At 58.2% G+C, this 14881-nt stretch carries 14 protein-coding genes; 7 read left to right on the top strand and 7 right to left on the bottom strand.

Translation table 11 applies throughout. The annotated features are described in order from the left end of the window. Positions 1 to 30: 30 nt before the first annotated feature. The 4 genes from ACTRWH_RS12910 to ACTRWH_RS12895 form a co-directional block, all read right to left on the bottom strand. Positions 31 to 1344, bottom strand: coding sequence for a tetratricopeptide repeat protein (locus tag ACTRWH_RS12910; protein WP_136633629.1), 1314 nt, complete (start codon positions 1342 to 1344; stop codon positions 31 to 33). 154 nt (positions 1345 to 1498) lie between these two features. Then, positions 1499 to 1876 (bottom strand): hypothetical protein, encoded by a 378-nt coding sequence (locus tag ACTRWH_RS12905; RefSeq protein ID WP_227517804.1) that lies wholly within the window; start codon positions 1874 to 1876, stop codon positions 1499 to 1501. Then, complete coding sequence (locus ACTRWH_RS12900; RefSeq protein ID WP_227664981.1) at positions 1873 to 2613, bottom strand: anti-sigma factor family protein; 741 nt, start codon at positions 2611 to 2613, stop codon at positions 1873 to 1875. The genes ACTRWH_RS12905 and ACTRWH_RS12900 overlap by 4 nt, the downstream gene beginning before the upstream one ends. Positions 2614 to 2617: 4 nt before the next feature. After that, positions 2618 to 3205: an RNA polymerase sigma factor gene (locus tag ACTRWH_RS12895; RefSeq protein WP_075195703.1), complete on the bottom strand. Its 588-nt coding sequence runs from the start codon at positions 3203 to 3205 to the stop codon at positions 2618 to 2620. Positions 3206 to 3432: 227 nt separating this feature from the next. Here ACTRWH_RS12895 and ACTRWH_RS12890 point away from each other — a divergent pair, with 227 nt between their 5' ends. Further along, entirely contained in the window at positions 3433 to 4341 is a 909-nt protein-coding gene (locus ACTRWH_RS12890) for a DUF4382 domain-containing protein (protein WP_041332663.1), read from the top strand. A gap of 54 nt (positions 4342 to 4395) precedes the next feature. Here ACTRWH_RS12890 and ACTRWH_RS12885 read toward each other — a convergent pair whose 3' ends face one another. Both ACTRWH_RS12885 and mrcB read right to left on the bottom strand, forming a co-directional pair. After that, positions 4396 to 4971: a tetratricopeptide repeat protein gene (locus tag ACTRWH_RS12885; protein WP_075195705.1), complete on the bottom strand. Its 576-nt coding sequence runs from the start codon at positions 4969 to 4971 to the stop codon at positions 4396 to 4398. Beyond that, entirely contained in the window at positions 4968 to 7292 is a 2325-nt protein-coding gene (gene mrcB / locus ACTRWH_RS12880; RefSeq protein ID WP_036205614.1) for a penicillin-binding protein 1B, read from the bottom strand. Before mrcB ends, ACTRWH_RS12885 begins: the two co-directional genes overlap by 4 nt. Positions 7293 to 7372: 80 nt before the next feature. On the opposite strand from mrcB, the gene ACTRWH_RS12875 reads away from it, so the two are divergent. Together ACTRWH_RS12875 and ACTRWH_RS12870 are read left to right on the top strand one after the other, a co-directional pair. Next, positions 7373 to 9001, top strand: coding sequence for an AAA family ATPase (locus ACTRWH_RS12875; protein ID WP_462826472.1), 1629 nt, complete (start codon positions 7373 to 7375; stop codon positions 8999 to 9001). A gap of 67 nt (positions 9002 to 9068) precedes the next feature. After that, the gene (locus ACTRWH_RS12870) at positions 9069 to 9425 is read left to right on the top strand and encodes a pentapeptide repeat-containing protein (protein WP_036203251.1); all 357 of its coding nucleotides are present in this window, start codon (positions 9069 to 9071) and stop codon (positions 9423 to 9425) included. 5 nt (positions 9426 to 9430) lie between these two features. Here ACTRWH_RS12870 and sfsA read toward each other — a convergent pair whose 3' ends face one another. Continuing rightward, a complete protein-coding gene (gene sfsA, locus ACTRWH_RS12865) occupies positions 9431 to 10159 on the bottom strand; it encodes a DNA/RNA nuclease SfsA (RefSeq protein WP_199480626.1) in 729 nt (242 codons plus the stop codon). Positions 10160 to 10335: 176 nt separating this feature from the next. Here sfsA and dksA point away from each other — a divergent pair, with 176 nt between their 5' ends. From dksA to ACTRWH_RS12845, 4 genes are read left to right on the top strand one after another with little or no spacing between them, the layout of a single operon-like run. Next, the gene (gene dksA, locus ACTRWH_RS12860) at positions 10336 to 10776 is read left to right on the top strand and encodes an RNA polymerase-binding protein DksA (protein ID WP_036203245.1); all 441 of its coding nucleotides are present in this window, start codon (positions 10336 to 10338) and stop codon (positions 10774 to 10776) included. Positions 10777 to 10830: 54 nt separating this feature from the next. Then, positions 10831 to 11703, top strand: coding sequence for a tRNA glutamyl-Q(34) synthetase GluQRS (gluQRS, locus tag ACTRWH_RS12855; RefSeq protein ID WP_199480625.1), 873 nt, complete (start codon positions 10831 to 10833; stop codon positions 11701 to 11703). Positions 11704 to 11753: 50 nt separating this feature from the next. Then, positions 11754 to 11930 carry a hypothetical protein gene (locus ACTRWH_RS12850; RefSeq protein ID WP_007153470.1) on the top strand — a complete coding sequence of 59 codons (177 nt, stop codon included), beginning with the start codon at positions 11754 to 11756 and terminating at the stop codon, positions 11928 to 11930. Continuing rightward, positions 11920 to 14880 carry an ATP-binding protein gene (locus ACTRWH_RS12845; protein WP_036203238.1) on the top strand — a complete coding sequence of 987 codons (2961 nt, stop codon included), beginning with the start codon at positions 11920 to 11922 and terminating at the stop codon, positions 14878 to 14880. Before ACTRWH_RS12850 ends, ACTRWH_RS12845 begins: the two co-directional genes overlap by 11 nt. The last annotated feature ends 1 nt before the right edge of the window (position 14881 follow it).

Genomic DNA, 14881 nt, shown 5'->3' with positions numbered 1-14881 from the left:
ATGGCTGGATACGGATATCCCGCCATGACTTCAGAACACGGTCTCAAACCCGAGCATCACTTCCCGACGGCTGTAGTCATAACGTTCAATGGTACTGCGGTTGTCCAGCATGCTCCATTCCGCCAGCATCATCCATTCCCCGGCCAGTCGGTATTCCGCCAGCAGCGAACCGCGCAACCGGTTATCCGTGCGCCGCTCAGAGACCAGAGCCCCGTTCGACACGAATCGTTGGTCATCCTTGTAGCGAGAGTAACGAACATCGGCCTTGCCGCCCAACGAAAATCGGCCCGACACATAGTGACGGACTTCCGCCGACACAAGATTTCGTATGGGAGATACACTGAAGAACTCCTGCTGTGTCGAGAGATCCCTTCGATGGTTATCTTCCAGCTGATAATGACCGCTCAGAACCCAACTTCCCAACGCTTTATCGGCGCTGGCGCGGAATCGCAGCATTTCTCCATCGTAGGCGCTGTAATCGCTGCCACCGTCAATCGTTGAAACCGAACCACTTACGCTGCATTCAACACCAGAGACCACAGGAGCCAAAACGCACCGATCGGGATGATAGAGCATCTCGACCCGGGCCTCGCGCTCAAGGGGATCACCGCCAAACCAGGATGCCGACAGGCTCAGGGTTGATGTAAGCTCTCCGTCTCCCAGCTCTTTCGGCAACGACGCACCAGTGCTGAGATAAGTGTTATTAAAGGCAGAGTTCCCAGGGTACTGACGAGTGAAAGCAACCCCGTGCAAACTGAGCTCCTTCATTCCGAGTTGAACAGTTCCCGCCGCCAGCGCATCCGCAAACCCGCCTTCCTTATCACTGGAAACATCATCCGGAGTTCCAGCAATATTGTCGTCGTATCCGCCAGCGACGGCGAGATAGCTACTACCATGGCGCTGACCCAATGGAGATTCCGCGGTGACATCAGCCAGCTGGTGACGAGCCAACGTTTGGACTTCTTCAGGTGAATCCTCGCTGGCAGCGCGTTCGAACCACTGGCGGGCGTCGCCCACCTTACCCATCCTCTGCTTTACCAGACCGAGGTTGTAGTAAGCCAGAGGCGCATGAGGCGTTTCCAGCAATGTCAGGAATACGGTTTCGGCCGACTCGAGATCGCCGAGACGGAAGTAAACAACGCCGAGATTGTAGAGTAGGGATGGAGAGTTGGTGCCAGCCGCCCGAGCTCGCTCGAAAAAAATCCGGGCCTCTTCCAGGTTTCCTTGCCGAAAGGCCTCCACACCGGCATCGAAATCCGGCCTATTGGTGACCTCCATGGCCATCGCCGCAGGAGTCGAGGTCATCAGGGCAATAAACAGAATGGCTGATCGTGGGAACCCCAAGCTTTACTCCGGAAATACGCTGTGGTGGCGCCCCTCAAAACAGACGCGTTGAGTGAGGGCACGACAAAAACCGGAGTATAGCAACTGACGAAGTGCTTCGTCGCAGAAGGAAAATTACGATGCCGTATAGTTAGTAAGTAGTTAGCAAGGGAAGCTAGGGCCGGTCGGGACGATTGGAGACATCTGGCAGATCAGGCAACTCAGGCCGCCCCTTTCGCCCATTGTCATTACGGACTTCCCGAGCCCGCTCAGACGCTGCGTTGGCGGCATCCCGCCCTCTCTCGCGTGCGTCCCGGGCCTTATCCGCGGAATGAACCGACTTATCGATGCCACGATCTTTCGACGGTCGACCAAGTGATACCGGTTCACGCAGGTTAATCTCACGCACGACAGATTCCGTAAGGTCTTCGTCGTCTGTAACCATTCTCATGGTCACATCAAGATCATCACTGGCAAAAACCGTTGACGGTCCCACCAAAAACAGGCTGAGACCGACGAAACAGACAGCTCTCTGCCAGATTCCCGACATCATGACGAGGGCTCCGGACGTCCATTTATTGATGGGCCGTTGAGACTGGCCCGGAACGTTTTGGTTCTTTGGCCATCGTCAAGATGAGCGACCAGCTCACCCTCACCAGAGAACAGAATGTTTAATGGCAGGTTTACCACATTTTCGCCTTTATCCAGATCAACTCTCCAGCTCAACCTTTGGTGCCCGGGATAATCAGAAACCTCTACATGAGGCGGCAATTCCACTGTTAAAGTAACACCCTGCAGCGCTTCTCTGGAGCGAAACGCAAGCCGAACATTCCGGGCAACCGGCTTCAGTGCCGAGCGTTCATCCGCGCTTTCATCAACAACGGTTACTCGATGATCGGTTACTGAATCCGTTTTAATCTGCGCCAATTCATCCGCCGGTTCCTGGCCTGAACGCCAGCCAAAACCAAGTGCAATCCCCAGGACCAGGGCCGCCGCAATGGCACCTCCCACCCACGGGGCACTCCAACCGTAGTCCGTAAGGCTTTTGCGGGACCGGCGCTCCCTTCCGATGGCAACATCCAGAACCTGTTTCTCAAAACCCGGCGACGAGGCCGGTATCTCCTGACTTTCACGCATCGCGGTGACGATTGCCAATTCGTTGTGTGCGGCAACGGAACAGCTCTCACACTCGGCAAGATGCTGCTCAAGGCGGTTAGCCTGAGCAGCCGACAGCTCGGCCTTGGCCCAGGAACCCAGATTGTTTTTGCACTCGTCACACATCATTGCCATCACCTCATTCTTTCACACGCTCGGCCTGCGGAAAAAGTTCCGGACGCTCAAGTAACTTTTCCCGCAGGGCGGCCCGACAACGATGGACTCTCGACTTCACCGTGCCAACCGGTATTTCAAGCACCTGAGCAATATCTTCCTGGCTCCAGCCATCCACATCGTGCAGCAGCATCAGAGTGCGCCGATCCGGCGACAGAGTCTGAATAATCTCATCCATAACGGGCTTCAAGCGCTCAGAACTGATCTGCTCACTGAGATCGGGGACATCCGCGGCGTAGGAGTCTAAAAAGGAGGATTGCTGTTCCGGCTCTGCTACGTCGCTAACAGGCCTGTCGGCGCGACGTCCTTTGCGACGGACCTGATCAATAAAGTGCCGGTACAACACGCGATTCAACCATGGCCTCAGTTGCTCCACTGATTCCAGCTCCGAGAGACGGGGATATAGCTTCAAGACCACATCCTGAACCAAATCCTCGGCATCCTGTTGCTGCCCAGCCAAACGATACGCAAACCGGTACATAGCCTCCAAATGCGGCTGCACCAGTTTCTCAAATCGCTTGGCCCGGGAAGGGTTAAAGGAAAGTAAAGCCAAAACCGGTACTCGTCTGATTAATCGCGCAAAAAGAGGACGCAGTTTACAACACAATCCGCACGTAAGTATTGGCCCATGACCAAACCACCGATCAAAGTCGCATCAGCCGTCCCATAGGCAAGGGTTAGCAGACACAATGGAACGGCTGACGACATTTCAGCGTTATGCCCTTGTGGCCACCCAACATTTCTTCAACCGGCCAGTGTCTTTCCCTAAGGAGGTTTGCTATGAATCAGTCTCTGAAATACCTGACAATACTTGGCTTTACCGGAGCGCTGACTGCCTGTGGCGGTGACAGCGACAGCAGCAGTCTTAGCGGAGGGGAAACAGGCAGCGTAAGCGTCGGACTGACTGATGCACCTGTAGACAGCGCCCAGGAAGTAAACATTGAGGTTACCGCGCTGGTACTTCAACCTTCAGACGGCGAACGTCGCAGGTTTGAGCTGGAATTCCCCGCACCGATCAATCTTCTCGACCTGCAGGGAGGTTCATTTGAAAGCCTCGTCACTGATGAGGAAGTTCCGGCTGGCAACTACAACTGGATGAGAATCGAACTCGGCGACGACAACACCGTCCTTCTTGATGACGGAAGCTCTCACATCCTTACCACTCCATCGGCAAGAGGCGTACAGACATCAGGGTTTACCGTTCCTGCCGGAGGTGAAGTCAGCTTTACCATCGACTTCGATGTTCGCAAGTCACTGGTTAACCCTGTCGGGCAGGACAGCTATCGACTCAAGCCGGTACTCAGGCTTGTCGACAACTCTGAGGTCGGCACTATCGAGGGTACGGTAGCTGGCGAACTGATCACTCAGGAATGTGGTGACGCAATGACTCCTGAATTTGCAGGCAATGTCTACGTTCATGAAGGAGCAGATGCCGTGCCTGACGACATTGGCAGCGAAAACGAACCGCTGGTTGTTGCTCCGGTCGACGAAAACGGAACCTATACCTACACCGCCGCTTTCATTCCAGCTGGCGAGTACACCGTGAGTTATACCTGCGGGGATGACCTGATCGAGAACGATCAAGGAGAACCATCAGACGACGACATCAACTTCAACGGAGCTCAAAATGTCACCGTTGTTGCTAGCGAGACGTCTACCGCTGATTTTGAACTCCAGACACAGCCGTAGTTCTCGATAGATAGCCGGGCAGTTCAAACACTGCCCGGCTCCAGCTACCGCAAATCACAAGGCCGACGCACGCGCCTCTGCCTGATCCGCCCCAGCCACATTACCCCTGGCACGCCGGATATCCGCCAGCAGCAACCATCCCGAGCGCTGCAATGACGAATTGCTGCCCGCCAAAGACAACCCTTTCAACGTGAACTGCTCCGCCGAACCCAGTTGATCCAGTGCCACGTAGGCTTGTGAGAGCTTGAAGTACACCTGCGCCGAGCGTGGGGCGATTCGCTGTGCCCGCTCCAGTTGCGCCACGGCGGCCTGGGTCTCGCCGGACGCCATCAGGCTGTCCGCCCGCTGGATAAGGCTTCGTGCTGCCGGCGACAGAGCGTCACCCTCATCCTGGTAGCTGGGGGCCGTGCGCTCTGGCTGCCGCACCGGTTGATCAGGCTGCTCGCTTTTACGCTCAACCCGCGGTTCGTCACGAGGCTCACCGGTTTGTGGCGGCTGGGGCGCCTCGTCAGGGGATGACCGATCACCGGCTGGCACATAAATGGAGCCACCGCCCGGGCCAGAGGCGCAACCGGCCACCGTCAGCGACAGGGCCAATAAACCAGCGCATGTAAACGTGTTCGATTTCATTGGAAAAGTCCTTCAAACCAGCCCCGTATCCGCCGCTCGATATTACCTCCGCAGGAAACCTCCACATCAGGCTCACTGCCGGTGATGAACGGTACGAGGCGTGCATTGTCACAATGTTCTTCTGTCAGGGCGACTTCGTCGGGATTGACCCAGAGGTACTCTACCCCATCCGGCACCACCGGCGAGAAGCCGTGCTGCGGTACCTGGCTCATAAACCGGGACCACACCGGTAAGGCGCCGGTGGCGCCTGTCAGAGACGTTGGGCCGTTGTCGTCCCGGCCAACCCAGGTCACCGCCAGCAGGTCGCCGCTGAAACCGGCGAACCAGGAATCGCGGCCATCATCGGTGGTTCCGGTCTTACCTGCAAGCGTGAGCTCTCGTGGCACGGTCCGGTACGCGGAACGCCCGGTACCTTCCTGCATGGTTTCCTGCATAACATACTGGACAAGATGTACCGCGGCGGGATCCGCTACCTGGTCCACTTTCAGGCTATAGCGAGACAGGGCCTCGCCTTCGGCATCGGTGACCTGCCGAATGGTTCTCAGGGGCGTATTGAAACCGGACGTAGCCAGCCCCTGATAGATCTGGGCGACCGTTACCGGCGTCATGGAGACTGAGCCCAACAACATTGATGGGTACTCCGAAATACCCCCGGGAACGCCAAATCCCTGCAAGGTAGACTTCACAGCGCCGATACCCACATCCAGCCCTACACGCACAGTAGGTAGGTTATACGAGTGGGAAAGCGCCTTGTGCAGGGGCACCTCGCCGCGCTGTTCCTTATCGTAGTTTTCAGGCTCCCAGCGGCGTCCGTCGTCGAACACCAGGGAGAAGCCCTTGTCCTCGACAGGTGTAATCAGGGTATACCGATCCGGGTTCTGCAACGCCGTCAGGTAAACGAACGGCTTGACCAGGGAACCGATAGGACGGCTCGCATCCACGGCGCGATTGAAACCGGCGTATTTCGGATCACGCCCACCAACCAGGGCCAACACCTCTCCACTGTCCCGCGAGGTCACCACCATGGCGGACTCCAGCGTGGTATCGGAGCTCCCCTCCATTCGCCCGAGCATATCCTTGACGGCAAATTCCGCCGCATACTGGATCGCGGGGTTCAGGGTGGTGAAGATGCGAAGCCCCTCACTCTGCAGGTCTTCCTGCTTGTAATCCCGGGCCAGGTGACGACGAACCAGATCGATGTAGGCCGGGTACCGGTTTTCAGAGTATGAAGCCTGGTTCGTAACACCCAGCGGCTGGGCACGGGCCCTGGCGGCATCCTCTTCGCTGATAAGATCGGTTTCAGCCATCACATCAATGACCAGGTTGCGACGGGACAGGGCACGGTCCGGATGGCGTCGGGGATTATAGTAGCTCGGCCCCTTCACCAGGCCGACCAACAAGGCAATCTGATGGGTTTGAAGATCACGAATCGACTCGCCGAAATAGAACTGGCTTGCCAGCCCGAATCCGTGAATGGCTCGTGTGCCGGCCTGCCCCACGTACACCTCGTTGACGTAGGTTTCCAGTATGTCGTTCTTCTCGTAATGGAGCTCCAGAAGCAGCGACATCAGGGCTTCGTTGCCCTTGCGCAACAAGGTTTGATCCCGGGTCAGGAAGAAGTTCTTCACCAACTGCTGGGTCAGCGTGCTGCCCCCCTGCACGATCTGCCCGGCCCGGATATTAGCCAGCATTGCCCGGCCAATCGATAGCGGGGCGATCCCGACATGGTCATGGAAATTGCGGTCCTCAACGGCCAATAGCGTATCGGTGAAAAGTTCGGGTACATCCGCCAGCTGCACCAACACCCGGTCTTCCTTGTGGGCGGGATAGATACCGCCGATCTGGGCCGGTTCCAGGCGCACAATCGGCGAAGGGTCGCCCGACAGTACCCGGAAATCCTGCACCTGGTCGCTGTATATGTTAAGCGACAGGCGTCTACGAGGTTCCAACCCGTCGGTAAACAGAAAGCCCCGAGTGCTGATAATAAAGTGGCCGCCATTGCGACGATAGGTACCTGCCCGGCTGCCATCCCCGGCACGGTAGCCGGACAGCTCAAGCTCCCGCTGCAGAGCCCCCGAACTGACGCTCGCGCCGTCATACAGCTCCAGTGGTCTCGCGTAGACTCGAGAAGGCACTTCAAATCGACGGCCTTCAAAGCGGGAGGTGACCACCGCATCCAGGTAAACCATCCAACCGGCGAGCAGCACCACACCGATAAAAAAGACGCGCAAAAACAGGCGCCAGAACCAGGGCCGGCGGGCAGACTTTCCCTTGCGGGTGTTTTTCTTGGGCGATTTCCGGGGGGAAGCAGATTTTTTCATGGCGGGATTATAACGAATCCGGGCATCGGTACGGCAGGTCATCCGTGTGTTATTTCTGTAATCTGCCCGTTTTGCTCGTTATGATGGGGGCGATAAAAATCAACGAGTTCAAGGAACCCAAGGAGAGAGCCGTGAGCGATGCACCTTCCGACAACCTGATTCTGGCACTGCAGGATCCGGCGCTGTATGACCACCCGGTGAAAGACTTTCAGGTTATCGAAACGCACATCTCATGGGTCATCCTGACCGGCGACTATGCCTACAAAATCAAGAAGCCGATGGACTTCGGCTTTCTCGACTTTTCGACCCTGGCACGGCGCAAACACTTTTGCGAAGAGGAGTTGCGCCTGAATCGGCGTCTCGCCAACAATCTATACCTCGACGTATTGCCCATCACCGGCTCGGCCGAGGCTCCGGCACTCGGTGGCGAGGGGGACGCGTTCGAGTACGCCATCCGCATGCGCCAGTTCGACCAGAACGAGCTGTTCGACGTGCGACAGGAAAACAGCAAACTCACGCCTGAACTGCTCACCAGCCTCGCCCGGCAGGCCGCGAACTTCCACGACAGCCAACCACCGGTTGAACCCGGCAAACCACTGGGAACGCCAGAAGCGGTCTTCGCTGCAATGCAGGAAAACTTCGACCAGATCCGCCCGATGATTGACGATGACGTGCTCCTGCTTCAGCTCGACAACCTGGAGCAATGGACCCGCAGCACCTTTGAGCGCCAATCGGCCCTGATTTCCGAGCGCTACGAGGGCGGATTTGTACGGGAGTGCCATGGCGACCTGCATCTGGCAAATATCACAATCTATAACGGCGACGTGACCGTATTCGATTGCATCGAGTTCAGTGAGCCGTTCCGCTGGATTGACGTGATCAACGACCTGGCGTTCCTGTTGATGGACCTGGAGTCCCGCCGTGAGCCCGAGCTGGCGAACCTGGTATTGAATACCTACCTGGAATACCGCGGCGACTTCGAGGCCCTGCCGCTGCTGCCCCTCTACAAGGCGTACCGGGCCATGGTCCGCGCCAAAATCGCCCTGTTTACCCTGGGCAACCCATCGCTGACCGATGCTGAGCGACAGGGGCTGATGCAGCGCTATCGCGATTACGCCCAACTGGCGGAAGACTACAGCGCCATACCCAACCCTTATCTACTGGCCACCACCGGGCTCTCCGCCAGTGGAAAATCCTGTGTCAGCGGTTCCATGGCGGCGGAGTTGGGGCTGATTCGGCTGCGTTCGGACGTAGAGCGCAAGCGGCTCTTTGGCCTGGGCCCGCTGGACCAGAGCAAATCCCCGACCGGCGAAAGGCTGTACACCGAAGAAGCCAACCAGCGCACCTATGAGCGCCTGGCCGAGTTGGCCGGCGCCTTGCTGACCAGCGGCCTGCCGGTCATCGTAGACTCTGCCTGCCTGAAACAGTCCGAGCGGGAGATGATGGCGGACGTGGCGGAGAGCCGGGGCATGCCGTTCGCTCTGTTGCACTGCGAAGCGCCCCTGGAAAGCCGTAAGGAATGGGCTCGCAACCGCTCAGGCGATGCCTCCGAAGCCACTGAAGAATTCCTGGAAGAACAGGAAGCGTGGCTTGAGCCCCTTACCACCGAGGAAAAAACCCACACCATTCATCTGTACACCGACCAGGAGCATGTGGGGGAAGCGGTCGCAGACCGAATCCGCCAGCATTTTGGCCTTCCCGGGATGTAAAACGTCTACACTGAACAGTGCCCGGCCCCTGGCCGGGCCACTGTGAATAGATTCCTGGAGCTCCACAATGGATACCGATGCCGTTCGCCACATCAATGACCCGCTTTACGAAAAGCTTCGTAGCGAAGACATTGACGCTTTCAATACCGCAAAAAGCAGACTGACCGAACTCCCGAGCCTGGCGCACGGTGATTTCCGGGGACTGGACCTTCGCGGGATGGACGCAAGAGGGCTGGACCTCAGCCACGCCTATTTTCGTGGCGCGGACCTGCGCGGTATCGATTTCAGCCAGACCAACCTGGAAGGTGCGAGCATCGCTGGTGCCAAGATTTCGGGCTGCTACTTTCCTTCACAGCTGCATTCGGACGAAATCATCCTGTCGCTCAATCACGGCACCCGAATGCGCTACAACATCCTGAAGTAACCGACTCAGGCGCCCAAGACAACCGGCACAGCCTCCCCTAGCGAGATATCCCCATCCGGCCCTTGCGGGCCGGAAAGCCCCGCCCGGTATGCCAGCACCTCCACGCCCGCGGCCTTTGCCTCACGCAGCAGCACACCGTAGGCGCTGTCGATATGATCAGCCGGCCGCACACTGTCGATACCGGTGTGGTTGACCACAAAAAACAGCACCGCACGCTCGCCGGCCCTGGCCTGGGCCATCAACTCCCGCAGGTGCTTCTGGCCACGAGTGGTTACGGCATCGGGGAAAAAGCCCTGCCCGTCCTCGCACAGGGTCACATTTTTCACCTCCACCCAGGCATCCGGATGATGCTCGTGACCTGACAGATGTAGATCAATCCGGCTTTTTTCAGTGCCGTAACGCACCTCTGCCCTGCAGGTCTGGTACGCGGCCAACTCCGGAACATCCCCACTTTCAATGGCTTCACGGGCCTGCGCATTCGGTCGCGCCGTGTTGATACAGGCCACCTCACCCGGCGCGGTTTCGACCAGCTCCCAGGTATACTTCAACTTGCGTTTGGGATTGTCACTGGTACTCAGCCATACTCTGGCATCCTCGGGCTGACACCCCAGCATGGAGCCCGTGTTGGGGCAATGGGCAATGACCTCGCTGCCATCCGGCAACCGGACATCAGCCAGGAACCGCTTGTAGCGCCGTATTAGCCGGCCTTCGATCAATGGTACGGGCAACTTCATTTTGGTCTCCGTGCAAAAGTAGGCATCACAAGGCTGGCACCCCTGTGACTAATCTGCTATTTTCCGCAAATTCCCGTTTCAGGACGAATGCTTTTTCCAGGGTAATGGCCGGCCAGTATTCGCTGGCCGCCGGAAATAAAGCGTTCTTGCGAAGTACAAACATGAGGCCGGGTTCAATGGCAAAGACTGCAGAACAACCACGCGAACGTTTCACCAACTTCACCCCCTATGAAATGAAGAAGGGTGAAGAGTACATGAGTGCGGAAATGCTGGAGCACTTCAAGGATCTGCTGCTGCAATGGAAGCAGGAGCTGATGGAAGAAGTGGACCGCACGATGCACCACATGCAGGAAGATGCGGCAAATTACGCGGATCCCAGTGACCGTGCAACCCAGGAAGAGGAATTCAGCCTGGAACTGCGCACCCGCGACCGCGAGCGCAAGCTGATCAAGAAAATTGACCAGACCATCGACCGCATCGACAAGGACGACTACGGCTTCTGCGACCAGTGTGGCGTTGAGATCGGTATCCGTCGCCTTGAGGCACGGCCAACCGCGACATTGTGCATTGACTGCAAGACTCTCGCTGAAATTCGCGAGCGCCAGACTGGCATCTGACCCCACGCCTCTGAATATGCTGGCCCCTGAACCCGGGGCCGGTGTTCACCAGCCATGACTGATTCCCACTATCGCGGCCGGTTTGCGCCGTCTCCAACCGGGCCTCTGCATTTTGGCTCCCTGGTCACCGCGGTTGCCAGTTACCTTGAGGCGCGCAGTCATAAAGGCACCTGGCTGGTGCGGATTGAAGACCTTGATCCTCTCCGGGAATCCCCTGAAGCCACCCAGCGGATACTGGATAGCCTGAACGCCCACGGCCTGCATTCCGACGAACCCGTGCGCTTCCAGTCAGAACGCCACGCCCATTACCACGCATTGATTGATCGTTTACTCACCCAAAGGCTGGCCTATCGCTGTGCCTGTTCACGAAAGCAACTGCGGGAAAACAATGGGCGCCACCCGGAGCATTGCCGTGAAGGGAAGGCCGAACCGGGCGAACGCCCGTTCGCTGTCCGTTTTGCCCTTCACGACGAACACAGCGAGTGGCACGATCAATTACTGGGGCCGCAAGTGCAGCAGGTACACGCTGAACTGGACGATCCGGTCATCCTCCGCAAGGAAGGCTTCTACGCCTACCAACTGGCGGTGGTTGCCGACGACATCGACCAGGGCATCAGCCACGTCGTCAGGGGCTCAGACCTGTTGGACATGACCGCACAGCAACAGCAGATCTATCGTTCACTGGGCGCGCCACCACCTCAGTGGATGCACATTCCGGTTATTCTCAACGCCGAAGGCCAGAAGCTCAGCAAGCAAAACCACGCACCAGCCCTGGATGACCGAAAAGCAATAGACAACCTGAAACGGGCCCTCGTCGCATTGGGACAGGAACAACGTTTGTTGGCAGGGGCATCAGACATCGGTACCCTGCTTGCCCGGGCCGCTGCCAACTGGGCGCCGGAGCGGATTCACCTGACAGCCCGGTGAACGACGTGTTATAAACCTTTTCACAAGCGACAGTGCGGATATCATGCCTGATGTATATCTACCGTCTGGTCTTCCTTCTGGTTCTGGCCATCTACATATTCTCTCCCAACATTCTTGACTGGTGGACGTCGCCAGGGAATGCCTGGTACAGCCCCTACGTAATCTGGGCCGGCCTGATTGCCATCGGCTTCTGGCTGGAGTGGCGACGGGATCCCAATGAGTTTTAGCGCTCCCAGCCTATTACTGGCCAGCCTGTTGTATCTGGTCCTGCTTTTCGGCATTGCGTGGGTGACCGAAAAAGGCGCGCTGCCCCGCAGCTGGATCAGGCACCCTCTGGTCTACACGCTTAGCCTTGGCGTCTACGCCGGCATCTGGGCCGTGTACGCCGCGGTGGGCATGGCCGCTGAATCGGGGTTTGGCTTCCTGGCCTACTACCTGGGCATCAGCGGCGCCTTTCTGCTGGCACCGGTTCTGCTCAACCCGGTGATGCGGATTGGCCGCGCCTACCAGCTCACCTCCCTTGCCGACCTGTTCGCCTACCGGTATCGAAGCCAGTGGGCGGGCACGCTGGTAACCATCTGTTCCGGCACCGCCATACTGGCCTTGCTGAGCATGCAGATCCAGGCGGTATCCACGTCTGCCAGCCTGTTGGCGCCAGACACGTCGCCCCAACTCATCAGTGTGCTTTTCAGCATTATCGTGGTTTTGTTTGCCATGCTGTTCGGCACTCGTCGCAGCCAGGGTTCCGAGAACCACCAGGGCCTGGTACTGGCCATTGCCTTCGACTCCCTGGTGAAACTCTTCTCACTGCTGATCCTTGGCGGAGTCATCCTGTTTGGCGTATTCGATGGTATGGCAGGACTGGAAACCTGGCTGGCGGACCAGAGCACTCCGGTTAGCACCATGACCATGAGCATCGATGACGGCAGTTGGCGCGCCTTGATGCTGATGTCCTTCGCCGGTGCCCTGGTACTGCCCCACATGTACCACATGACCTTCAGTGAAAACCCATCGCCCAAAGCACTGGCAAAGGCCAGTTGGGGATTGCCCCTCTACCTGCTGCTGCTCGGCCTGCCGATTCCACTGATTCTCTGGGGCGGCCAGGCGTTGGCTGCCACCACGGGACCGAACTTCTACGCCATCGGCACCGCCCAGGCCCTCGGCAGTCCGGCCCTAACATTGATGATGTACATTGCCGGCCTGTCCGCCGCCAGCGGCCTGATGATCGTCAGCACCCTGGCTCTGGCGGGCATGGTGCTGAACCATGCGGTTCTTCCACTACGAACCCCCAAGGACCACGGTGACATCTACCACTGGCTGAAATGGGTCAAGCGCCTGCTTATCGCGGCCATCATCTTCGCTGCGCTGCTGTTCCATGAAACCCTGGGCAAAAACCTGGACCTGTCGATCCTCGGCGCCATTTCACTATCAGGCATGCTCCAGCTACTCCCCGGCGCCCTTGGTGTGATCTACTGGCCAGAAGGCAATCGCCGTGGCCTGATCGCCGGGCTGGTCTCCGGCCTGGTCATTTGGGTGATTACCCTGGTGTTGCCCTTCTCCCATACCGCCAACCTGCTGGATTTCATCGGTGCCCCGCTGGTACCGGACTACAGCAACTGGCACATCTTCACCTTCGTTAGCCTGACGGTGAATGTCACCATATTCACCCTCATTTCAGTACTGAGTACGAGCTCCGCCGAAGAAGCCGGGGCTGCCCAGGCATGTTCTCTGGGCGCGCTTTCCCGCCCCCAGCGCAGAGAGTTACTGGCAACCTCGTCTGCGGACTTCACCCGCCAGCTTGCGGTTCCATTAGGGTTGGGGGTTGCAAGACGGGAAGTGGAAAAAGCCCTTACCCAGCTCAAGCTGCCCAACGTGGAATACCGGCCCTACCAACTTCGGCGCTTGCGCGACCGAGTGGAGGTAAACCTTTCGGGATTGCTGGGCCCCGCTGTCGCTCGTGATCTGGTTAAACGGCACCTGGGCTATAAACCCATGGCCAGCGGCGGCACCGCACAGGATATACGCTATGTCGAACGGGCCCTCGGGGATTACCAGAATCGCCTGACCGGGCTCGCCGGGGAACTGGACAACCTGCGCCGTCACTATCGCCAGACCCTTCAGAACCTTCCGATTCCCGCTTGCTCTGTTGGCGAAGACGGCGAAATACTCATGTGGAACAACGCCATGGAAGCCCTCACCGGCATTACAGCTGACGATGTGGTGGGTGCCCGACTGATGGCCCTGCCCGAGCACTGGCACCTGCTGCTGGATGATTTCAACAGCGGTGAGGACCTGCACCGGTACAAGCACCGCCTGGATCTGAAAGGCCGCCCCCACTGGCTTAACCTGCACAAAGCAGCCTTGAGCGGCCCCGATCACACCGAGGGCGGCAGCATTATCCTGGTGGAAGATCAGACGGAAACCCGCCTGCTGGAAGACGAACTGATGCACAGCGAGCGCCTGGCCTCCGTGGGCCGGCTCGCGGCCGGTGTCGCCCACGAAATTGGCAATCCGGTCACCGGTATCTCCTCCCTGGCCCAGAACCTGAAGCTGGAAACCGACGACCCGGACATTCTGTCCACCGCGGATCAGATCCAACAGCAGACCCGGCGGATCTCCACCATCCTGCAGTCGCTGATGAACTTTGCCCGTACCGGAAACCATGCCCACGCCAACCGCTACGAACCGGTGGACATACACCGTTGTGTGGACGAGTCCATCAACCTGCTGTCCCTCAGTGACAAGGGCATGGGCATTCACTACCGCAACGAATGTCCGAATGAGCTGACCATCCTGGGGGATGAACAACGGCTGGTGCAGGTGTTTATCAACCTGCTGGCCAATGCCCGGGACGCCTCACCCATCGGTGGAGAAGTGCGTATCAGTGGAAACCGTGATGGCTACTCCGCTATTATCGAGGTCACCGATGACGGGTCCGGCATACCGAAAGACCAGCTGGACCATATCTTCGAGCCTTTTTACACCACCAAGGCCCCCAATAAAGGAACGGGCCTGGGCCTGTCGCTGGTGTACAGCATCATTGAAGAGCATTACGGCAACATTCAAGTGGACAGCCCGGCTGATGCTGACACTAGCCGCGGCACCTGTGTGCGCATGAGGTTGCCGGCCTACGAGCCGGACACCGGTACCACCATCAGCCAGAACGAAGGGTCGTAAA

This window comes from Marinobacter sp. G5_S1_61_S3, assembly GCF_054968585.1.
Note: the sequence above shows the minus strand (reverse complement) of the source record. Positions and strands in the feature narration are given on the sequence as shown.